Here is a 20,524-nt window from a genome sequence, read left to right as displayed (position 1 = left end):
GTCACTGTGGAGGATGGTTCGGTAGAGTGCCGGACTTCTTGAGAAAGTACTGATGGCGGATTTTATTGCAGTCATTCGGCGGGCCGTCGACGGCCTGGCTGAAAATACCCCCGAGATGCGGGTGAAAGTCTACGAACGTGCCCGCGGCGCAGTGCAGCGGCAGCTCGAGAACATGAAGCCGCGTCCGCCGGAAGCCATGCTGCAACGCCAGCTCGAAAAGCTCGAGGCTGCCATCCGCGAAGTGGAAGGCGAACACTCCGAGGCGATGCCGCTCGACGAGCCGGTTGCAGCCGTCACCGCGTCGGAATCCTTCGAAGAGCAAGCGGTTCACGACGAAAGCGAACCGGCGCCGGAGACGGCAGTCGAGGAACCGGCATACGAAGCCTATGCGGAACCGCAGGCGGCCGAGGCCGCCGACGAGCCCGATCACGTGGAAGCCGCCGCACCGCAGCAGGCTGAGGAAGAGGTCGCTGCCGAGGAACCTCTTTCCCAGGAAACACTCGTTTCCCCTGAAACAGCCGCTCCCGCGGAAACCCCTGTTTCCGCCGAGACATCAGTTTCGCCGGAGACATCCGGTCCGGCCGAAACATACTGGCACCCCTCGCATGAGGAGGAAGCACCAGCCGAGGAATGGCATGCCAGCGAGGCGCGCGACGTCGCTGCTGAAGCCGTGCCGGCCGAACATGACGGCTGGGAAGCGCCAGCCTCCGAGCATCACGACGAGCAAGCCGACGAAGACCGTGCCGACGAGCAGCATCCCCTGGAAGCCGACGAGATCGCGGCCGAACCGGCGGCGGTAGAAAGCGAGGAGCCGGAGGCCGAGGAGGCTTACGAGCCCGTCGAGCCATTGCAGCCGATTACCCGCGGCATAGACCACGCATCCAACCGGCTGGTGGAGCCGGTCGCCGACTTCGATCGTCCGCAGGAATTTGTCGAGCACAGCCGCGAGGAGCCGTTGCAGGCCGAAGCTGCGGCGCATTTCGACCCCGTCTGGACCGAGCCCGTTGCCGAAACGCCGGCTCCGGCGCCCAAGGATGCGGAGACCGAATGGGCGGAAGAGGAACTCCGGCAATATTCGGAGACGGCGCCGGCGCCGATTACCGCCGATGCCTCGGCGCGCGCCTTCGAGGAGGTGATATCGAGCCTCGAAAAAGTGGCACCCGCCGCCATCATGCCGGCCGCCAAGGAAAGTTTTTCCTGGGAGACGGCCGCCTTCGACGATCTGCCGCCGATCGAGGCCGACAGCGGTAAGAAGACACCGGTTGCCTCTCATTTCGACGATGTCGATATTTTCGCGGAAGTGCACAACGGCAAGCCGGCGCCCGCTAGCGGCGCGCCAAGCGAGGACTGGCGAGAAGCGAAAGCGCTGCGCGGCTACGACCGCCGCGGCTCGGTCGCCGCTGACGACGATGACGCCAATCCGTCGATGGATATCGATCAGATTGTCGCCTCCAAGCTGCAGGGCAAGAGCTTCCGTATGGAACCGAAGCGCCGCCGCTTCGGCATCGGCACCGTGATCACGCTCATCTTCGCACTCATCCTGATCGGTGGCGGCGCCTATGCAGGCTGGACGAACAGAGAGGCATTGGTGGCGATGGTCGACGGGCTCGTCAGCTCGGCACCGTCGCAGGCGACCAGGAACGAGGCGGCAACGCCGCCGGACGGTTCGTCGACGCCTGCCCAGCCGGGCGCGGTGACGCCAGCCCAGCCGACCGCACCAGGAGCGCAGAATACTCCAGCGACGCCGGCACAGCCGAACCCGCAGGTAGCGTCAATGAACAATGACGGCGCTGCGGCCAATTCGAAATTCACCCAGCGGCTGCTGACTGATGGAACTGAGGTCGATAGCGGACCGGCGACCGTGCCGGGAACGCCGACCGCGGAAGGAAAATCGGTGGCCGAACAGAATGTCGCGGCAGCCGATACGCCGCCTGCCAGCGCGCAGGGTGATGCGGCACCCGCCGCCACGCCGACGCCGAACGGTGCGGCGGCATCGCCGCCGCAGGCCGCGCCCGTCGGTTCGTCGCAAAAGATGTTCCTCTATGAGGAGCGCATCGGCCAGAGCTCGCCGACGGCGATCGAGGGATCGGTCGTCTGGAGCGTGCAGCACGAGGCCGGCCAAGGCGGCCGGCAGGAGGCGACGGTGCAGGGCAATGTCACGGTTCCTGAGCGCAATCTCTCGGCTCTCGTCACCTTCAAACGCAATTCCGATCCGTCGCTGCCGGCAAGCCATCTCGTCGAGATCGTCTTCTCGGTGCCGCCGAATTTCGAAGGCGGCAGCATCGACAGTGTCCAGCGCATCTCGATGAAGCGCACGGAACAGGACCGCGGCGATGCGCTGATCGCGGTTCCGGCCAAGATCACCGACGATTTCCATATGATCGCGCTCAACGACTACCCTGATGCGCGCAAGGCCAATCTCGACCTGATGTCGACCCGCAACTGGATCGATATTCCGATCACCTACCGCAACGGCCGCCGCGCGCTGCTGACGATGGAAAAGGGCGGTACGGGAACGGACGCCTTCAATACTGCGATCAAGGAATGGACCGCGCTCGGAGATGTGTCGACGAGCCAATGAGGTGTTTACGCAATGCCAGCGCTCCCGGATCTTGATGGGGTGCTGAGGCTGCGGACAGAGATGAATGAAAAAGAAAAGGCGGGCCGCAAGGACCCGCCTTCTTCAATTGTATCACGCGGCAGGTTATGCCGTGGCTTCAACGACGCGGGCGGCCTTGGCCCGTTCCAGGGCTTCCTTGCGAACCGCGTCCTGCACCTTTTCGAAGGCGCGGACCTCGATCTGGCGAACGCGTTCGCGACTGATGTCGAATTCGGTCGAAAGGTCTTCCAGTGTCACTGGATCTTCAGCGAGGCGGCGAGCCTCGAAGATGCGGCGTTCGCGCTCGTTCAGCACGCTCATCGCTTTCGCCAGCATGCGCCGGCGGGTGTCGAGCTCATCCTGTTCGATCAGCACGTCTTCCTGGCTGTCATGGTCGTCCACCAGCCAATCCTGCCATTGACCGCCGTCACCTTCGGCCGCCTTGATCGGCGCGTTCAGCGAGGCGTCGCCGGAGAGGCGGCGGTTCATCGAAATGACCTCCTCCTCCGAGACCTTCAGTTTGGTGGCGATCTCCGAGACGTGCTCCGGCTTCAGGTCGCCGTCATCGATTGCCTGGATGCGGCCTTTCAGCCGGCGCAGGTTGAAGAACAGGCGCTTCTGGTTGGCGGTCGTGCCCATCTTCACCAGCGACCACGAACGTAGGATATATTCCTGGATCGAGGCCTTAATCCACCACATGGCATAGGTGGCGAGGCGGAAGCCGCGCTCGGCATCGAATTTCTTGACGGCCTGCATCAGGCCGACATTGCCTTCAGAGACGACTTCGCCGATCGGCAGGCCATAGCCGCGATAACCCATCGCGATCTTCGCGACGAGGCGAAGATGGCTGGTGACGAGCTTGTGGGCGGCATCGCGATCACCATGCTCGGCATAACGCTTGGCGAGCATGTATTCCTGCTGCGGCTCCAGCATCGGAAACTTGCGGATTTCGTCGAGGTAACGATTGAGACCGGCTTCACCGGCGGTAATGGACGGCAAGGTATTTCGGGCCATAGTGCACCCTCCTAAAGTGAATTCCGGTTCCCGATGGAAACGCATCCTCGCGTTAAAAAAGGCGAACCGGGACGTGCGGCTCTCTCCGAGCCCGCACTAAGTCAATATACAGATAAGTGTGGCGAAACGGCGGTTCAAGGTGCCGCTCACGCAGGTGTGAGTTGGGCAGGCGGCATTCGGAGCCCGGCTTTATCGCCGCAGCGCTTCGACCAGTTCGACCATATCATCCGGCAGCGGCACCTCAAAATGCATGATTTCGCCGGTGCGGGGATGCTCGAACTGCAGCATGAAGGCATGCAGCGCCTGGCGGCCGAAACCGTTGACGATCTTGCGTATCTCTTCGGGCAGGAGATTGGCCTTGGTCTTGAAGCCGGCGCCGTAAACCGTGTCGCCGAGCAGCGGATGGCCGATATGGGCCATATGGACACGGATCTGATGGGTGCGGCCGGTTTCGAGGCGGCACTCGACCAGCGAGGCGAACGCGGTCGCATCCGGCTTCTCATGGAAGCGTTCGATCACCTGGTAATGCGTGATCGCCTCGTCGGCGTCCTGACTGTCGGGGCGTTTGACGGCGCGGCGCGTGCGGTCGCCGGTGGCGCGGCCAAGCGGCGCGTCTACCATGCCCGACAGCGAGCGGGGCCGGCCCCAGACGACTGCCTGGTAGGCCCGCTCCAGCGGCATAGTGCGGCCATGGTCGGCAAATTGCAGCGACAGGTGGCGATGGGCAATATCGTTCTTGGCGACGACCATGACGCCTGTCGTGTCCTTGTCGAGACGGTGGACGATGCCGGGGCGGCGCACGCCGCCGATGCCGGAGAGCGTATCACTGCAATGGTGGATCAGCGCGTTGACCAGTGTCCCTGTCCAGTTGCCGGCGCCGGGATGGACGACGAGACCGGAAGGCTTGGAGATGACGATGACGTCGTCATCCTCATGGAGGATATCCAGCGGGATGTCCTCGCCCTGCGGCGTCGGATCTTCCGGCTCGGGCAGCATGAGTTCGAAACTATCGCCGGTGCGTACCTTGCGCTGCGGGTCGGTGACGGGTTCGCCGCGCAGAAAAACCTGGCCGTCCTTGATCAGCGCCTTGATGCGGCTGCGCGAAAATTCCTCGCCGACCTGCGCCGTCAGCCAGGCGTCCAGCCGGCCTTCGGCGCTTTCATCGGCGGTCAGGACTTTTCTATTGCCGGCTGCTTGTTTAAAGGGGTCGCTCAAGACGCTTCTTCTCCGACGTATTTTTTTAGAACGGGACGCACAGATGACAGCAATCGAGCCAGACGACCAGGAAGAGAAGCCCCTTGATCCGGCGATGGAAAGTGTCCGGCGCAAGATGGTCCGCCTGCAGATCGTTTCCGGCGCCATCATGTTCGTGAGCCTTATGGCGGTCTTCGGCGCGGTTGTCTACAAGGTGATGCACAGCGAACCGAAGGAGACGGCGTCGGCTGTTGCCGCCTCCGGCGTGCCCTCGGATGCGCCGCTTGCGGTGACCGTTTCCTTGCCGCTCGGCTTCAAGGTGCAGTCCACCTCGTTTTCGGCGGAGCAGATCCTGTTCTACGGCGAAACGGGCGAGGGCAAGAACAAGGCGCTGGTTTACGATCTCAGGACCGGCCGCACCGTCGCGGACGTCACTGTTACGGGCAATTGAGGCCGGCATGGCCGCCGTCCCGATCGACATCGACAGCGCCGACGATCCGCGCGTCGCTGAATTCCGCGAGATCCGCGAGCGCGACCTGACAGGCCGAGAGAACCGCTTCATCGCCGAAGGCACGGTCGTGCTGCGCATGCTGGCCGAGGCGCATGCGGCAGGCCGCGGCTTTTTCGCCGAGAAGATCTTGCTGCTGCGCAACCGTGTCGAGGGCGTCCTGCCCATCCTGGAGCGGCTTCCGGCCGATGTGCCGGTCTATGTCGCCGGGGCGGATGTGCTTGACGGCGTCGTCGGTTTCCATCTGCACCGCGGTGTTCTCGCGCTCGGGAGGCGACAGGATCGCGGCGAGGCGGCCCTTCTCGACGCGCTGCCGGAACGGGCGCTGGTGCTCGTCGGCTGCGGCATTTCCAATCACGACAATGCCGGCTCGATGTTCCGCAATGCGGCCGCCTTCTGTGCGGATGCAGTGCTGCTCGACGAAACCTCCTGTGATCCGCTCTACCGCAAGGCGTTGCGTGTCTCGGTCGGTTCTGTGCTGAGCGTTCCGCACCGTCGCGGCGGCAAGGCGCTGGATGTACTCGTGGCGCTTGCCGAACGGGGCTTTGCCATTTGGACGCTTTCGCCGCACGGCAAGACCGATATCCGCGCCATTCCCGCCTCGACGCGCATGGCGCTCGTCGTCGGCACTGAAGGCGAGGGGTTGCCGGAGGCGCTGCTTGCGCGGTTCCAGAGCGCGCGCATTCCGCAGTCGGAGGAACTCGACAGCCTCAATGCCGCGACGGCGACGGGGATCGCGTTGTTTTCCATGGCCTCGGCGATGGGCCGGGTCTAACGCACATCCTTTCATCGGAATCGATTTTCAGGTTCTGCGTCAATTCAAACATGTTGGCGCGCCGGGCGTCCTATGGCGCGCGCGGGGGATCGGCGATGATCGCGGCCGCCCTGTCGGCAAGGCTGACACGATCGTTCGCGTTCTTTTCCGCAGCTTCGACGAGCAGCGTGCGGATCGGTGAGGCGGGACCCTCGCTGAGTGCGGTCAGCGCCACCATATTGGCGGCGATCGAGGCGATCTCCTCGCGGATCGCACCGTCGCGTCCGGTTACGGCCTTTGCCTTTTGCAGGCGCTCGGCAAGGGCGGCGCTGCGCTTGCGGACATCCTCGCCGATCTCAGCCGTGATCATGGCGGTGTCGAACGTGGATGTGGTCGTGTCTTCGGCCGTCATTTCCGCCGGCAGCTCCGCGACCAACCCGGCAAGGCCGGCGTCGCGCAGCACCCGGTTGACCTTGCGGATCTCGGTGTTGGCGGCCTTCAACTGCTCCTTCAACTTGGCGATCTCCTGCTGGCGACGAGCGACCAGGTTTTCCTTTTCGGTGGCGGAAGCGCTCTCGCGCGCGGCCTTATCCTCCAGGCGGATCACCATATGCTGCTGCTGCGTCAGTTTCTGTTCGGCATCCTTGGCGCGCTTCTGCAGCAAGCTGACGTCCTGGCGCAGCGTGTCGCGTTCGTCGCGTAGCGCGTTGACGCGGAATTTCAGGCTCTCCGCCTCGGTCTCGCGCGCGGCCAGGTCTATCCTCAGCCCATCGGCCTGTTCACCGAGTTTGCCCAGCCGCGTCCTCATCGTCGTCAGTTCGCTCTCCTTATTGGCAGCGGACTGCTCGGCAATATGCAGATTGGTCTTCAACTGGCTGATATAGTTCTCGTCCTTGCGAAGATGCGAGCGCTGGTCGGCCGCCTCGACATGCATCTCGCCGATCTGGGCCTGCAATTCGCCGATCTCGGCGGCAAACCTGCCGGCGTCGACGGCGAGGGCGTCGTGGCGAAGCTGGAGTGACAGGGATTTCTCGCGCTCACGCAGAAGGTCCTGGGCGGTGCGGGCGTTTTCGGCGGCATAGAGCGCGCGCACCATATCCTTCTGGGCGCGAACCTCCTGCGGGCTCAGCGGCATCGTCGCTTTCAGCCTGTTCTCCGTATACCAGACGATGCGGCGGTGAACAGCGGGCGAGACCAGAAAGACGAGAAAGGCCGCGGTCAGGAAGCCCAATCCGAACAAGAGAGCATATTCGATCACGGCGCGGCCATCGGTAAGAAGGTTGATACGAGGTCAGCCGCGATGATTAAGCACGCGTGACGCGCATGGCAAGGCCGCCGGTGGGGACGGCGGCAGATTCCAGCGGCTTTGAGGCCTCAGAAGGGGTTCCAGGTCGGCGCCTGGGTGATTTTGAGATAGCCGACATTGACGCCGAGGCGGGCGCCGACGCCGGTGCGGATCGGCACGACCAGCACGTCGTTGTTCTTGAGCAGCGTCATGCCGAAGCCGGCGATCACATAGGCCGAGCCGCTGACGCCGCCGAAGCGGGCATAGATGCCGTTGACGGAAGGCAGGTCGTAGACCAGCATCATCACGCGCGAGCCTTGGCCACCGTAATCGAGGCCCAGCGAGGGTCCCTGCCAGTAGAGATTATGTTCGCCGGCGTTCTTGGTGTTCAATTGGCCTTCACCATAGGTAAGGCCGGCGATGAAGGCGCCGCCGCCTTCCTGTCCGAGGATATAGCCGTTCGGCAGGCCATATTTCTGGAAGGCACTCTCGACCACTTTGGCAAGTCCGCCGCTGGCGGAGCCGAAGAAGGAGTGGCCGGCGTCGACGATTTCCTGCATCGTGTACTGGCCGTTGTCCTGGGCGGCAGCCGGCCCGGCAACCATCAGCGAGGAGAAGATGAGGGCCGAAAGTAACCTGCAGAAGCCGATGAATCGGTGCGGAAATCGAGGGCGCATGGTGTCATCCGTTCGTCGTTTGGCTAGGAGCGGGCAACCGCTCGCGGCGATTGGTGCATTTTGCGCCGATGATCTTAACAATCGGTTTACCAAATATGGTGTCATTATGGCATCGAGTACGATCGCAAACTTCGCGCAATTTTGATGAAGCATATTCCGGGCGCAATGAAATTGCCGCCCATCAGGAGACAATGATGTCCAAGAACCCCAATCTCACCCTGTCCGGCCCAGATCTGGCCGCGCTTCTTTGCAGCCGAGTTTGCCACGATGTCATCTCGCCCGTCGGCGCGATCAACAACGGGCTGGAACTCCTGGATGAGGGCGGCGCCGATGCCGACGCGATGGACCTGATCCGCACCAGCGCGCTCAACGCTTCCGTCCGCCTGAAATTCGCACGTCTCGCTTTCGGCGCGTCGGGTTCCGTCGGCGCATCGATCGACACTGGCGAGGCCGAGCGTGCAGCCAAGGATTTCGCCGTCGCCGAGAAGAAGACCGAGGTGATCTGGAACGGACCGCGCGCGATCGTCGCCAAGAACCGTGTCAAGCTGCTGCTCAACCTCTTCCTCGTTGCCTATTCCGCCATTCCGCGCGGCGGCGTGCTTGAGGTAACGCTCGAAAATCCCGAGTTCGATGCCAAGTTCAAGCTCACGTCCAAAGGCAAGTTGATGCGCTTGCCGCCGAAATTCGTCGAGATATCGACCGGCACGATCGAGGAGGCGATCGATGCCCATTCGATCCAGCCCTATTACACCGTGCTTCTGGCGCAGGAGTGCGGAATGACGCTTGATCACAGCGCCAGCGCCGACGAACTGGTGTTCACGGCAGTGGCTGCGGCAGCCTGATTTCGGAGCGCAGACGTGCGTCGGCGCTCCGTCCGGTAACGATTCGTTAGCCTGATGGACCTATTCTCCAGGGTTGTAAGAGGCCTCTTGCTGCGACGAATGCGGGGGCAAAGGAGCGGCCATGCAAAGGTTCATGATCACCGATAATTCGGACATCGTCCGTAAGGTCGGCAAGCGCATTCTCTCCGAACTCGACTTTCTCGTCAGCGAAGCCTCCAACGCCGGCGAAGCGCTGCAGCGCTGCCAGGCGGAACTGCCGGAATATCTGATCGTCGATTCCGGCATGGAAGGCGCCCTCGACCTCATCGCCGCCATCCGTGCCATGGAAGGCGGCAAAGAGGTCAAGATTTATTATTGCGTCGTCGAGGCGGATCTGAAGAAACTGATGGCGGGCAAACGGGCCGGTGCTACCGACTTCCTGCTGAAGCCGTTCGATCGTAAGATCCTGACCGCCGTTTTCGGAAACCGCGCGATCGCCGCCTGACCGGCAGATCTCTTTTCGCCGATATCGGCATCACTGGCGCATGATGCCGAGTGCAAGCGGTTTCAGCCGCCCTACGCTATTTCCTAAAGCGTCGCGATCTTTCAGATTCGCTTGCCACGCTTTAGGTCTTTGCTTTTCCGCATGTCTTTATCGCAAAACCGCTGCACACTTTTGCGAGACATGCTCTAGATCGAAATGACAGAGCATCTCAGGCCGATCCGGCCTGAGGTCATGTGTTGTGAGGGTGGGTTCTTATTGCCCGCAGGCAGAAACGAAAAATCCCGCCGAAAAGGCGGGATCTTCGTTTGTCCGACAAGGGGGATCGGAAAAAAATATCAGGCGGTTTCGGCGTATTCGGCACCATCCGGCTCGCGAAGAACGTAACCACGGCCCCAGACGGTCTCGATATAGTTGGCGCCGCCTGCAGCGTTGGCGAGCTTCTTGCGGAGCTTGCAGATGAAGACGTCGATGATCTTCAGTTCCGGTTCGTCCATGCCGCCGTAGAGGTGGTTCAGGAACATTTCCTTGGTGAGGGTGGTGCCCTTGCGGAGCGAAAGCAGCTCCAGCATCTGATATTCCTTGCCCGTCAGGTGGACGCGCTGGCCGCCGACTTCGACCGTCTTGGCATCGAGGTTGACGATCAGTTCGCCGGTCATGATGACCGATTGGGCGTGGCCCTTGGAGCGACGGACGATGGCGTGGATGCGGGCGACGAGCTCGTCCTTATGGAACGGCTTGGTCATGTAGTCGTCAGCGCCGAAACCGAGGCCGCGAACCTTGTCTTCGATGCCGGCCATGCCCGACAGGATGAGGATCGGTGTCTTGACCTTGGACAGCCGAAGAGTGCGAAGCACTTCATATCCGGACATGTCGGGCAGGTTCAGATCGAGAAGGATGATGTCATAATCATACAGCTTGCCCAGATCGACGCCTTCTTCACCGAGATCGGTGGTATAAACATTAAAACTCTCTGATTTCAGCATCAACTCGATGCTCTGCGCCGTCGCGCTGTCATCCTCGATTAGAAGTACCCGCATAATTATCCCCTTTACCGCCGCCGAAAGGTGGTCTGGCCCCCTACACGATACCGAACACGCTACGTGATTTGAAAGCTGCCACGAAATGGTTAACAAATTCTAATTCACTCTGGCAAGGAGTATCGAATTTATTAAACAATTTTTCCATTTCTCTGTTTTCCAATAGGAATCTCAAAAAGGTGCTCCTCAACTTTAACATTAGGAAACAGCGCTAAGTGATTCATCCGACTCGCCAATGAAAAGGTTCGAACTTATGCCGCGGCATTTACCGACCCTTAAATCATCGGGCCTATCATTAACGATGCCCGTAAACGAAAGGTTACCAGCGGTAGGTATTTGTTAATATCGCAGGAAATTTTTTAGCAAACCGTGTCAAAGCGGCGCGCAGGGCGGTTTCAAGTTGAGCCGGGGTCTCGCATCACGGGAGTAATGCGTATGAAGTCGCGAGAAAGTCTCGTTCGCCTGAAGGAATTTCAGGTGAACGAAAAACGACGTCAGTTGCAGCAGTTGCAGATGATGATGTCCGAATTCGAACGGATGACGAAGGATCTGGAGAGCCAGATCGTTGTCGAGGAAAAGAAGTCCGGTATTTCCGACCCGAATCACTTTGCTTATCCGACCTTCGCCAAGGCCGCGCGTCAGCGGGCCGACAACCTGCAGGTTTCGATCAAGGAACTGAAGATGCAGGAAGAGACGCTGGAAATGGCGCTCGAGGAGATGCAGGCGGAATATGCAAGGGCCACAGCGCTGGAAGAGCGTGACGGCGGCGCCAGAGCAAGGGCGTAACAGAAACGGCTGGGTGCCGGCTTTGGCGCCCTGGGATCGCCACTGAGAAGCCATGTATGATGGGCGCGCTGTCCGTTATACATGGCTTTTGGTGTTTGCCTTATGCGTCGCTCCCATGGGAAACGAGATTCGTCCCCCGCGGGGACGATTTGTCTTATGCATGTCCTGTCCCAAAGCGCGCTGTGCGTTTTTGGGCGACATGCATTAATTCACGACATCCTTCCATTCCGTATGGCGTTGCGCCTGCGCCTTGAAGAAAGGGCAGAGCGGGATGATCTTCCAGCCGCCGGTGCGGGCTGCCTCCACGGCGTGGAGCGCCAGTGCCTGGCCGACACCTTTTCCGCGCAGCGCATCGGGAACGGCCGTGTGATCGATGATGACGAGCTTCGGCGATGTGCGTGAATAGGTCATCTCCGCCTCGTGCCCTTCGACCTCGGCCGCATAGCGGCCGCCGGAGGCGCCTTCCTCACTTCGAATGTCCATTGTCTTTCCTCGTAACGGATATTGTCTTAGCGGACCGTGACATGGCAGCGCGGTCGTGCCAAGCCGTAGAGGCAATACAGGCAGGAGACAGAGTGTTCATGCAAAATGTCGGATCGATAAGAGATTCAGGGCAATGAGTGCGCTTTCGATGGCTCGCCCCGTGCTTCTCGTGGCCGCGCCGTTCTTCCTGGCGCTCGGTCTCGTCTTGCCGCTGGTCCGTTTCGAGACGCTGTATTTTTTCGACAAGACGCCGTCGCTGATCGAAATCATCGTCTCGCTATGGCAAGGCGGGGACGGGCTGCTGGCGGCAATCGTCGCCCTGGTTTCGATCCTGCTCCCGTTTCTGAAGATGGTCGGCATCACCGTGGAGGCGATGGGGATCACCGCGGAAGCGACGGCCGCCGGCGGTGGGGCCGGCAGCCTGTTCTATCGTCGCGTCGTACCGCATCTGTCCAAGTGGTCGATGATGGATGTGCTGCTGGTCGCGATCGTCATTGCGGCGGCGAAGACGACGGGGCTGGCGGATGCATTCACGCAGCCGGGCCTTTGGTGCTACGCAGCCTCGTCAATGATTTCGGGCCTTCTTCATTCCCTAACGGGAGATGCGTCCGGCCCGAAATAAATGTCGTCAATGCTGGGGTGTGATCAGTGACGATATTGCTGGATGCGCGTGGTGCGCAGGCCGGCAAGACCGTGGCTGTTGATCGACGACTGCCAGGAGAGGAATTCTTCGACCGTGAGCGTGTAACGCTCGCAGGCCTCTTCCAAGCTCAACAAGCCACCGCGAACAGCCGCGACAACCTCTGCCTTCCGGCGAATCACCCAGCGCCGCGTATTGGGCGGCGGAAGATCCGCGATCGTCAGGGGGCTGCCATCGGGGCCGATGACATATTTTACTCGGGGACGTATCATTTCGGTCATTGGACTCTCTACACAACGCAAGACCACGAACCCCACTCTAGCCTGCCACATTTAAAAATTGCCTAAACCCATCGTAAGACTTTGATAACAAATTTAGACGCCCGCCCGGCTGGTGACGTCGGGCAGCGGCATGCTGCTACGTCAATTTGCAGCGCCCGCATGGGAGCCATGCGGAATAAATATTAGCTGATTTCCCGGGATGATCTGATACGTGCGGCAACATAAGAATGAGCGCAAGACGTCGTCTACGTTCGTCCCGCTGTATCGGTCCAGTTCGCGCTTTTGAGGCTTCGTGTCCTCGGGATGCGGCGAAGAAGCCGTCTTTGCTGATGCCCCGACGCGAACTTTTCGCCGCCGGCAGCAAGGCTGAGCCGAAGCTGGCTATACGAGGATACAAAGATGAAAAGACGTGGACGCGCAGTCGGCGACTGCGCTGAGGATGCTGCATTTTCGCCTTCGCAGGCCGATGGCGTCGGGGTTTCGTTTAACGACGGTAAGGAACGGCTCGGGGTGATGGCGAAGCTTGTGGGCTTCGATTTCTATCTGCTCTCGGCTTTCCCGCGGGGCGACCGCACGGATTTCACCGAAAACCGGTTGATCAGCAATTGGCTGCAAAGCCTTGTCGGCTTTTATGACGCTGCCGATCTCTTCTATTGCGGCAGACTGGTGACCGCGATGAAGCGGGCGATCATGCCGGTCTTCTGCGAGGAGGGGTCTTTTGCGGGCAGCGCCGCCAATCAGGAAAACCGCAAACTCGACAGGCTCTTTCAGATGCACGGGCTGAAGAATACCTTCGCCTTCGCGCAGCATGATGCTGACCTGAAACAATACACCTTCGCCTTTTCAGGCAGCTGTCCTATGCCCACGCGAGAGCAGGCGATGGCGCTGCTCTCCGGCTGCATGGAGCTTCTGAATAAGGTTTCGCGTAGCGGCAGCGTGGAGGATGGTCCGTTGGAGACGCTCACCCGGCGCGAAATCGAATGCCTGCCACGAATTGATTTAGGGAATCACGCAGCAATTCAAAGTGCTACAGCGTCCTTTGCGCGTCTAAAAAGACGAGCGGCGCTGTCGGCAAGAGCAGCGACGAGATCGCAATCATTCTCGATCTCTCGTCGCATACGGTGGCGGGTTATCTGAAGAGCGCGATGTGCAAGCTCGATTCGGTCAGCCGCATGCAGACGGTCCTTTCTCACAAAGCTAAAGCTTGGCAGCATGTCGCGCAAAGTGTGCATCGGTTTGCGCGACATGCGTGAAAACAACGACCGAAAGCGCGAGGAGCCGATCTGAAAGATCACGACGCGCTTTAAAAGCCTTTTCCGCGGGTCAGCTCCGACACGACTGTTCCGGCAACGATGCGCATATCCATCCAGATCGAGAAATTCCCGACATAGTAGAGATCGCTGGCGATGCGGGCACGCGCCTTGGCCGGACGATCGGTCGGGCCGCGCAGGCCGCGCATCTGGGCAAGACCCGTCATGCCGGGACGCATCGCATGGCGCTGATGATATTCCGGTACGAGTTCTTCGTAGAGCACGCCGCCGGCGCGCATGCCGATCGCATGGCAGCGCGGACCGACGACCGACATGTGGCCCAGCAGCACGTTCAGCAACTGCGGCAACTCATCGACATTCGTACGGCGCAGAATGGCGCCGATGCGCGTGACGCGCGGATCGTTCATTACCGTCTGGGCAACGCCGGAGACGTCGCAGAGGTCGGTGCGCATGGAACGGAACTTGTAGACCTTGATGGCCTTGCAGTTCTTGCCCCAGCGGGTCTGCTTGAAGAGCACCGGCCCCGGGCTGTCGATCTTGATCAGCAGGGCGACGAACAGAAGGAAAGGGGCAAGGACGAGGAGGGCGCTCAACGACGAAACAATGTCGAACGCCCGCTTCAGGACCAGATCCAGCAACGGCGCCTGCGGCGCATCGCTGTGGATAACAGGGGTCTGGATCTTCAGGCTCGGCTGCTGGCGGCGGCTCGGCCGGAAGGACTCTGTCGAAATGCTGTTGTTTAGTTCCGTGATGCTCAAGGATCGTACTCTGTTGTCTTCGAGGGGGCGCGGCGGCAAAAGGCGATCAATGGTTTACCCTGTCACCAGGGCTGCACTTAGGTCTTGGTAACCCTACTAAAACGGAAAAATGCGACAATTGTGTAATGGTGTCCAGAGAAATATCGCATCGCAGCAAATCTTTCGCATTTGCGTTAAGTTGAGGCAAGCTCATGATATTTCGTTAATAATTGGAATTTTGTCAAAGTTTTTAGGCCTTTGGAGGGGTTCGCCGCAGGCTGGCGACGTGCCGATTCGACACGTGGGCCGTGGCTCTTAAGCGTATTTCTTAACGAAAGACGATGCGAAATTTTTCTGATGAAGATATCGATCATCGTCGAAGCCGTGCCGAAATGTGACAAAATCAAGGCAGGATTGATGGCGCGCGGCGTCTTGAAAAGATGCAGGGCAATGAATTCGCAGCCCGAATCGCTCAATCAGGCCCGATAACGCGAATCACTTCACAGCTAGAAATAGGATCGTGGCACGCTTTAAGGGGAGGCGGCTCGCTCAGTTGGGGTGCGCATGCATGAGGTCGACCGCGGATCGTAGCGGCGGGCCTGAACACGTGGCGGCGATGCAAAGGATTTGCCGCTTGCCGGTCTTCAGCGATTCCCGCGGGTGGTTACGCCGGTTCGAGGACGCGTTTCCTGCCGCCCCAGGAGATGAAGTTCGGGTTGGCGAAGTCGAAATCGGCGGCCGTTCCCGTTTTGCCGTAGGTCAGTGGCGTCCCGTCCAGCGTCACCGTCGAACCGCCGGCTGCGCGCAGCACCGCATCGCCGGCTGCGGTGTCCCATTCCATCGTGCGGGTGAAACGCGGATAGACGTCGGCCTTGCCTTCGGCCAGCAGGCAGAATTTCAGCGAGGAGCCGATATTGGTGCATTTGAAGATCGCTTGATCGGCGAGGAAGCTTCCAGTCTCCGGGCTGTTGTGGCGAAGGCTTGCAAGCGCCAGCCTGTCGTCCGGCTGTTCGCGCACCGTGATCGCGCTGCGTGCGCCAACCGTGAAATCGTCCATGACGACGAGCCTTTCGGCGTGGCCGCGTTCTCCGGAGAAGGCAAGCCCCAGCGCCGGCGCATAGACGATGCCGGCAATCGGGGCGCCGTTCTCGATATAGGCGATGTTGACGGTGAACTCCTGCCGTCCGTCGACGAATTCACGGGTGCCGTCGAGAGGGTCGACCAGGAAGAAGCCTCGGCCATCGATGTCGGGCACTTTGCCAGCGGCGACCGATTCTTCCGCCACGACGGGTATTTCGGGATAATCTCTGGCGAGATGCGCGAGGATGATGCGCTCGGCCTCCTCGTCGGCGACCGTGACCGGACTTGCATCCGCCTTCATGGCGACGGGGAAGCCTTCGCGCAGGACCGTGATGATGGCCCTGCCGGCTTCGAGCGCCGCCTTTTCAAATGTCCTCAGCATCGTCCTTTTGCCGTTCGCCACGCGGCGAGCACCCCGCTGTCGCTCGTCCGCAAACCATCCCTGTCACAACCAGATACTCAAGTTATATGGTGTTCCCCGTCATGCTCCGCATCCCTCAATACAAAGCCTGATGATGCTACCATAAATTTTCAGCCTTGTCAGACGAAGAAGCGGGCATCGCTCGTGAAATGGCATTCGTCAAAGAAGCTGCCTTGGGGTCTGAATTTGCTCCATTGTCCAATTCTGTGGAATAGCTTACGCAGCAAGCGGCGCAGGAAATCGACGGCGATATCTCCGGACGGTTAACCCAGTGGCGGTTTCTGGCTAAAAATAGGCCCTGCTCTGCCGTTTTTCTGTGGATTTTGGTTCAAAACGCGCCATTTCGGCCTGTTCAGACAAGAATCTGTCGAAGTAAATCCTTTTTGTCTTCACATTTCCAACGAAACCGCTATGCATTCGGCCTATGAGGTTCTCTGAAACGGAGAACTGAAGAACCAAAAAGAGATGCAGCATTTTCGGCTCGCATCCAGGGGAAAACGACATATGGAGTATTTCGTCCAGCAGCTCTTAAACGGGCTGACGCTCGGATCCATCTATGGCCTCGTGGCTATTGGCTATACGATGGTTTACGGCATTATCGGCATGATCAATTTCGCCCATGGCGACATCTTCATGCTTGGTGGTTTCGCCGCTCTTATCGTCTTCCTCGTCCTCACATCCATCTTCGCAGGTCTCCCGGTGGCCGTTCTGCTGCTGGCGATGCTTGTTGTCGCGATGCTGATGACGAGTTTGTGGAATTGGACGATCGAGCGCGTCGCATACCGTCCCCTGCGCGGTTCCTTCCGCCTGGCGCCGCTGATTACCGCGATCGGCATGTCGATCACGCTGTCCAACTTCATCCAGGTGACGCAAGGCCCGCGCAACAAGCCGATTCCACCGATGGTGAGCACGGTCTACCAGTTCGGCAACATCTCGGTGTCGCTGAAACAGATCATCATCATCGTGATCACGGCAGTGCTGCTCACGATCTTCTGGTACATCGTCAATCGCACCGCACTCGGCCGTGCCCAGCGCGCCACAGAGCAGGATCGCAAGATGGCGGCGCTGCTCGGCGTCAACGTCGACCAGACGATCTCGATCACTTTCGTTATGGGTGCGGCACTCGCGGCCGTGGCCGGCACGATGTACCTGATGTATTATGGCGTCGCCTCGTTTAACGACGGCTTCACGCCTGGTGTGAAGGCCTTCACGGCAGCCGTTCTCGGCGGTATCGGTTCGTTGCCCGGCGCCGTCTTCGGCGGCCTGCTTATCGGCCTTATCGAGTCGCTGTGGTCGGCATACTTCACCATCGCCTACAAAGACGTCGCGACCTTTGCGATCCTGGCTTTCGTGTTGATCTTCAAGCCGACCGGCATCCTCGGGCGGCCGGAAGTCGAGAAGGTATAACGTCATGGCAAACATTGAAAATTCTGCAGGCAAGCCCGATGCCGGACTTGTCCGCAAAGGCCTTACCGAAGCTCTTTTCGCCGCCGTCCTGTCGTTCGGCATGTTCGTTCTCTATGTCGGCCTCAAGACCGACCAGAACATCAGCAACGAGCTGATCATCGTCCAGCGCTGGGGCCTGCTTGCGATCTTCGTCGCGGTCGCCGCCATCGGCCGCTTCGCCACAGTGGTTTTCCTGCGGCCGCATCTCGACAGCCGCAAGCTGGCAAAGGCGAGACAGGGCGAACTCGACATCTCAACCGAGAAGAGCTTCTTCCACCGGCATTTCCTGAAGATCGCGCTGATCGCGCTGCTGCTTTATCCCATGGTGGTGGTGGCGATCAAAGGCCCTCAGGGCTCGCTGACATATGTCGACAATTTCGGCATCCAGATCCTGATCTATGTGATGCTCGCCTGGGGGCTGAACATCGTCGTCGGCCTCGCCGGCCTGCTCGACCTCGGTTACGTCGCCTTCTATGCCGTCGGCGCTTATTCCTACGCGCTGCTTTCGAGCTATTTCGGCCTATCCTTCTGGGTGCTGCTGCCGCTTTCGGGCATCTTCGCGGCACTCTGGGGCGTCATTCTCGGCTTCCCGGTGCTGCGCCTGCGCGGCGATTACCTCGCCATCGTGACGCTTGCCTTCGGTGAAATCATTCGTCTCGTCCTCATCAACTGGACTGACGTGACGAGGGGCACCTTCGGTATATCGAGCATCCCGAAGGCAACACTCTTCGGCATTCCTTTCGATGCGACGGCCGGCGGTTTTGCCAAGCTCTTTCACCTGCCGCCCTCCTCGGCCTACTACAAGATCTTCCTTTTCTATCTTATTCTGATGCTCTGCATGCTGACGGCCTATGTCACCATCCGGCTACGCCGCATGCCGATTGGACGCGCCTGGGAAGCTTTGCGCGAAGACGAGATCGCCTGCCGTTCGCTCGGCATCAACACGGTGACGACCAAGCTGACCGCCTTTGCGACGGGCGCGATGTTTGCCGGTTTCGCCGGCTCGTTCTTCGCCGCCCGGCAGGGCTTCGTCTCGCCGGAATCCTTTGTCTTCCTGGAATCGGCCGTCATTCTCGCCATCGTCGTTCTTGGCGGCATGGGTTCGTTGACCGGCATCGCGATTGCCGCGATCGTCATGGTCGGCGGCACCGAGTTGTTGCGCAGCATGGACTTCCTAAAACTCATCTTCGGACCCGACTTTACGCCGGAACTCTACCGCATGCTGATCTTCGGCCTCGCCATGGTCGTCGTCATGCTGTTCAAGCCGCGCGGCTTCGTCGGCTCGCGTGAGCCGACAGCCTTCCTCAGAGAGCGCAAGGCGATATCCGGAAGCTTCATCAAGGAGGGGCATGGTTGATGAGCCCCGTAACGAATACGATGTCTGACGACACTCTTCTCAAGGTCGAACACCTGTCGATGAAGTTCGGCGGCCTGATGGCCATCAACGACTTCTCCTTCGAAGCCAAGCGTGGCGATATCACCGCGCTGATCGGGCCGAACGGCGCCGGCAAGACCACCGTCTTCAACTGCATCACCGGCTTCTACAAGCCGACGATGGGCATGATCACGTTCAACCAGAAGAGCGGCAAGCAATACCTGCTGGAGCGCCTGCCGGACTTTCGCATCACCAGGGAAGCCAAGGTCGCACGCACCTTCCAGAACATCCGGCTGTTCTCCGGCCTGACCGTTCTCGAAAACCTTCTGGTTGCCCAGCACAACAAGCTGATGAAGGCATCGGGTTATACGATCCTCGGCCTTATCGGTGTCGGCCCCTACAGGCGGGAAGCGGCTGCGGCAATCGAACTCGCCCGTTTCTGGCTCGAGAAGGCCGATCTGATCGACCGCGCCGACGACCCCGCCGGCGATTTGCCCTACGGCGCCCAGCGGCGTCTCGAAATTGCCCGCGCCATGTGCACCGGTCCGGAGCTGCTCTGCCTCGATGAACCGGCTGCCGGCCTCAACCCACGGGAATCGGCAACGCTCAACGCACTGCTGAAGAGCATTCGCGCCGAAACCGGAACGTCGATCCTTCTGATCGAGCACGACATGTCCGTGGTCATGGAAATCTCCGACCACGTCGTCGTCCTCGAATACGGTCAGAAGATTTCCGATGGCACACCGGATCACGTGAAGAACGATCCGCGGGTCATCGCGGCCTATCTCGGTGTCGAGGATGAAGAAGTGGAAGAGGTGATCGCAGCCGTCGAGCAGCTCGAGGGAGGCGCAAACTGATGGGCGATGAAGTAATGACGGGTCAACCGCTCCTTCAGGTGAATAGCGTCGAAACCTATTACGGCAATATCCGGGCGCTGGCCGGCGTCGATGTCCACGTCAACAAGGGCGAGATCGTCAGCCTGATCGGCGCCAACGGCGCCGGCAAGTCGACACTGATGATGACGATCTGCGGCAGCCCGCAGGCCCGCACCGGTTCGGTGGTCTTCGAGGGCCGCGACATCACCCACATGCCGACGCATGAAATCGCCCGTCTGCGCATTGCACAGTCACCGGAAGGCCGCCGCATCTTCCCGCGCATGACGGTTCTGGAAAACCTTCAGATGGGCGCTGGCCTCGACAATCTGAAACACTTCGCCGAAGACGTCGAGAAGATCTTCACGCTCTTCCCGCGTCTCAAGGAACGTCACGCCCAGCGGGGCGGAACACTTTCGGGCGGTGAACAGCAGATGCTGTCGATCGGCCGCGCGCTGATGGCGCGCCCGAAGCTGCTGCTTCTCGACGAACCCTCGCTCGGTCTCGCGCCGCTGATCGTCAAGGGCATCTTCGAGGCGATCAAAAAGCTCAACGAGGCGGAGGGGCTGACCGTTTTCCTCGTCGAGCAGAACGCATTCGCCGCCCTCAGGCTTTCTCACCGCGCCTACGTGATGGTGAACGGCAAGGTGACGATGAGCGGCTCCGGCAAGGAGCTTCTTGCCAATCCCGAGGTCCGCGCCGCCTATCTCGAAGGCGGAAGACACTAGGTCGAAGGAG

Annotated in this window: 21 protein-coding genes and 1 pseudogene; 12 read left to right on the top strand and 10 right to left on the bottom strand. The window is 60.3% G+C overall.

Annotated elements, in window-relative coordinates; all coding sequences use genetic code 11:
• Positions 1–52 precede the first annotated feature (52 nt).
• A complete protein-coding gene (locus tag AC245Y_RS17345) occupies positions 53–2,581 on the top strand; it encodes a hypothetical protein (RefSeq protein ID WP_017994981.1) in 2,529 nt (842 codons plus the stop codon).
• A gap of 123 nt (positions 2,582–2,704) precedes the next feature.
• Here AC245Y_RS17345 and rpoH read toward each other — a convergent pair whose 3' ends face one another.
• Both rpoH and AC245Y_RS17335 read right to left on the bottom strand, forming a co-directional pair.
• Entirely contained in the window at positions 2,705–3,613 is a 909-nt protein-coding gene (gene rpoH, locus AC245Y_RS17340) for an RNA polymerase sigma factor RpoH (protein ID WP_017994980.1), read from the bottom strand.
• Positions 3,614–3,802: 189 nt separating this feature from the next.
• The gene (locus AC245Y_RS17335) at positions 3,803–4,828 is read right to left on the bottom strand and encodes an RluA family pseudouridine synthase (RefSeq protein ID WP_017994979.1); all 1,026 of its coding nucleotides are present in this window, start codon (positions 4,826–4,828) and stop codon (positions 3,803–3,805) included.
• Between the two features lie 43 nt (positions 4,829–4,871).
• Here AC245Y_RS17335 and AC245Y_RS17330 point away from each other — a divergent pair, with 43 nt between their 5' ends.
• Both AC245Y_RS17330 and AC245Y_RS17325 read left to right on the top strand, forming a co-directional pair.
• Positions 4,872–5,258 carry a hypothetical protein gene (locus AC245Y_RS17330; protein WP_017994978.1) on the top strand — a complete coding sequence of 129 codons (387 nt, stop codon included), beginning with the start codon at positions 4,872–4,874 and terminating at the stop codon, positions 5,256–5,258.
• A gap of 7 nt (positions 5,259–5,265) precedes the next feature.
• Positions 5,266–6,090, top strand: a complete 825-nt coding sequence (locus AC245Y_RS17325; protein WP_017994977.1) for a TrmH family RNA methyltransferase — start codon at positions 5,266–5,268, stop codon at positions 6,088–6,090.
• 70 nt (positions 6,091–6,160) lie between these two features.
• On the opposite strand, the gene AC245Y_RS17320 is transcribed toward AC245Y_RS17325, so the two are convergent.
• Both AC245Y_RS17320 and AC245Y_RS17315 read right to left on the bottom strand, forming a co-directional pair.
• A complete protein-coding gene (locus AC245Y_RS17320) occupies positions 6,161–7,327 on the bottom strand; it encodes a coiled-coil domain-containing protein (protein ID WP_012758705.1) in 1,167 nt (388 codons plus the stop codon).
• Positions 7,328–7,443: 116 nt separating this feature from the next.
• Positions 7,444–8,031: a DUF1134 domain-containing protein gene (locus AC245Y_RS17315; protein WP_012758704.1), complete on the bottom strand. Its 588-nt coding sequence runs from the start codon at positions 8,029–8,031 to the stop codon at positions 7,444–7,446.
• A gap of 194 nt (positions 8,032–8,225) precedes the next feature.
• On the opposite strand from AC245Y_RS17315, the gene chpT reads away from it, so the two are divergent.
• Positions 8,226–8,873 carry a histidine phosphotransferase ChpT gene (chpT, locus tag AC245Y_RS17310; protein ID WP_003542366.1) on the top strand — a complete coding sequence of 216 codons (648 nt, stop codon included), beginning with the start codon at positions 8,226–8,228 and terminating at the stop codon, positions 8,871–8,873.
• A gap of 121 nt (positions 8,874–8,994) precedes the next feature.
• Positions 8,995–9,357, top strand: a complete 363-nt coding sequence (locus AC245Y_RS17305) for a response regulator (RefSeq protein WP_003542364.1) — start codon at positions 8,995–8,997, stop codon at positions 9,355–9,357.
• Positions 9,358–9,692: 335 nt separating this feature from the next.
• Here the strand turns inward: AC245Y_RS17305 and ctrA are convergent, their stop codons facing one another.
• Positions 9,693–10,394: a response regulator transcription factor CtrA gene (ctrA, locus tag AC245Y_RS17300; protein WP_003542362.1), complete on the bottom strand. Its 702-nt coding sequence runs from the start codon at positions 10,392–10,394 to the stop codon at positions 9,693–9,695.
• Positions 10,395–10,829: 435 nt separating this feature from the next.
• Between ctrA and AC245Y_RS17295 the strand changes: the two genes are divergently transcribed.
• Positions 10,830–11,180, top strand: a complete 351-nt coding sequence (locus AC245Y_RS17295; protein WP_003542353.1) for a hypothetical protein — start codon at positions 10,830–10,832, stop codon at positions 11,178–11,180.
• 204 nt (positions 11,181–11,384) lie between these two features.
• On the opposite strand, the gene AC245Y_RS17290 is transcribed toward AC245Y_RS17295, so the two are convergent.
• Positions 11,385–11,663, bottom strand: a complete 279-nt coding sequence (locus tag AC245Y_RS17290; protein ID WP_012758703.1) for a GNAT family N-acetyltransferase — start codon at positions 11,661–11,663, stop codon at positions 11,385–11,387.
• A gap of 55 nt (positions 11,664–11,718) precedes the next feature.
• On the opposite strand from AC245Y_RS17290, the gene AC245Y_RS17285 reads away from it, so the two are divergent.
• Positions 11,719–12,285, top strand: a complete 567-nt coding sequence (locus AC245Y_RS17285) for a paraquat-inducible protein A (RefSeq protein WP_017994976.1) — start codon at positions 11,719–11,721, stop codon at positions 12,283–12,285.
• A 23-nt stretch (positions 12,286–12,308) separates the two neighbouring features.
• On the opposite strand, the gene sciP is transcribed toward AC245Y_RS17285, so the two are convergent.
• A complete protein-coding gene (gene sciP / locus AC245Y_RS17280; RefSeq protein WP_007533628.1) occupies positions 12,309–12,584 on the bottom strand; it encodes a CtrA inhibitor SciP in 276 nt (91 codons plus the stop codon).
• A gap of 399 nt (positions 12,585–12,983) precedes the next feature.
• On the opposite strand from sciP, the pseudogene AC245Y_RS17275 reads away from it, so the two are divergent.
• A pseudogene (locus AC245Y_RS17275) lies at positions 12,984–13,837 on the top strand (LuxR C-terminal-related transcriptional regulator).
• A gap of 50 nt (positions 13,838–13,887) precedes the next feature.
• Here the strand turns inward: AC245Y_RS17275 and AC245Y_RS17270 are convergent.
• From AC245Y_RS17270 to cysQ, 3 genes are all read right to left on the bottom strand, one after another.
• A complete protein-coding gene (locus AC245Y_RS17270) occupies positions 13,888–14,613 on the bottom strand; it encodes a sugar transferase (RefSeq protein ID WP_017994975.1) in 726 nt (241 codons plus the stop codon).
• 173 nt (positions 14,614–14,786) lie between these two features.
• The gene (locus AC245Y_RS17265; protein WP_157628340.1) at positions 14,787–15,068 is read right to left on the bottom strand and encodes a hypothetical protein; all 282 of its coding nucleotides are present in this window, start codon (positions 15,066–15,068) and stop codon (positions 14,787–14,789) included.
• 188 nt (positions 15,069–15,256) lie between these two features.
• A complete protein-coding gene (gene cysQ / locus AC245Y_RS17260) occupies positions 15,257–16,054 on the bottom strand; it encodes a 3'(2'),5'-bisphosphate nucleotidase CysQ (RefSeq protein WP_012758699.1) in 798 nt (265 codons plus the stop codon).
• Between the two features lie 543 nt (positions 16,055–16,597).
• Between cysQ and AC245Y_RS17255 the strand changes: the two genes are divergently transcribed.
• From AC245Y_RS17255 to AC245Y_RS17240, 4 genes are read left to right on the top strand one after another with little or no spacing between them, the layout of a single operon-like run.
• Positions 16,598–17,500, top strand: coding sequence for a branched-chain amino acid ABC transporter permease (locus tag AC245Y_RS17255; RefSeq protein ID WP_003561974.1), 903 nt, complete (start codon positions 16,598–16,600; stop codon positions 17,498–17,500).
• Positions 17,501–17,504: 4 nt separating this feature from the next.
• Positions 17,505–18,896, top strand: a complete 1,392-nt coding sequence (gene livM / locus AC245Y_RS17250) for a high-affinity branched-chain amino acid ABC transporter permease LivM (protein ID WP_017994972.1) — start codon at positions 17,505–17,507, stop codon at positions 18,894–18,896.
• Positions 18,896–19,771, top strand: a complete 876-nt coding sequence (locus AC245Y_RS17245; protein WP_012758697.1) for an ABC transporter ATP-binding protein — start codon at positions 18,896–18,898, stop codon at positions 19,769–19,771. Before livM ends, AC245Y_RS17245 begins: the two co-directional genes overlap by 1 nt.
• Entirely contained in the window at positions 19,771–20,514 is a 744-nt protein-coding gene (locus AC245Y_RS17240) for an ABC transporter ATP-binding protein (protein ID WP_012758696.1), read from the top strand. Before AC245Y_RS17245 ends, AC245Y_RS17240 begins: the two co-directional genes overlap by 1 nt.
• Positions 20,515–20,524 lie beyond the last annotated feature (10 nt).

The organism is Rhizobium sp. SRDI943 (assembly GCF_057653695.1).
This window is presented reverse-complemented; position numbering and strand designations above follow the sequence as displayed.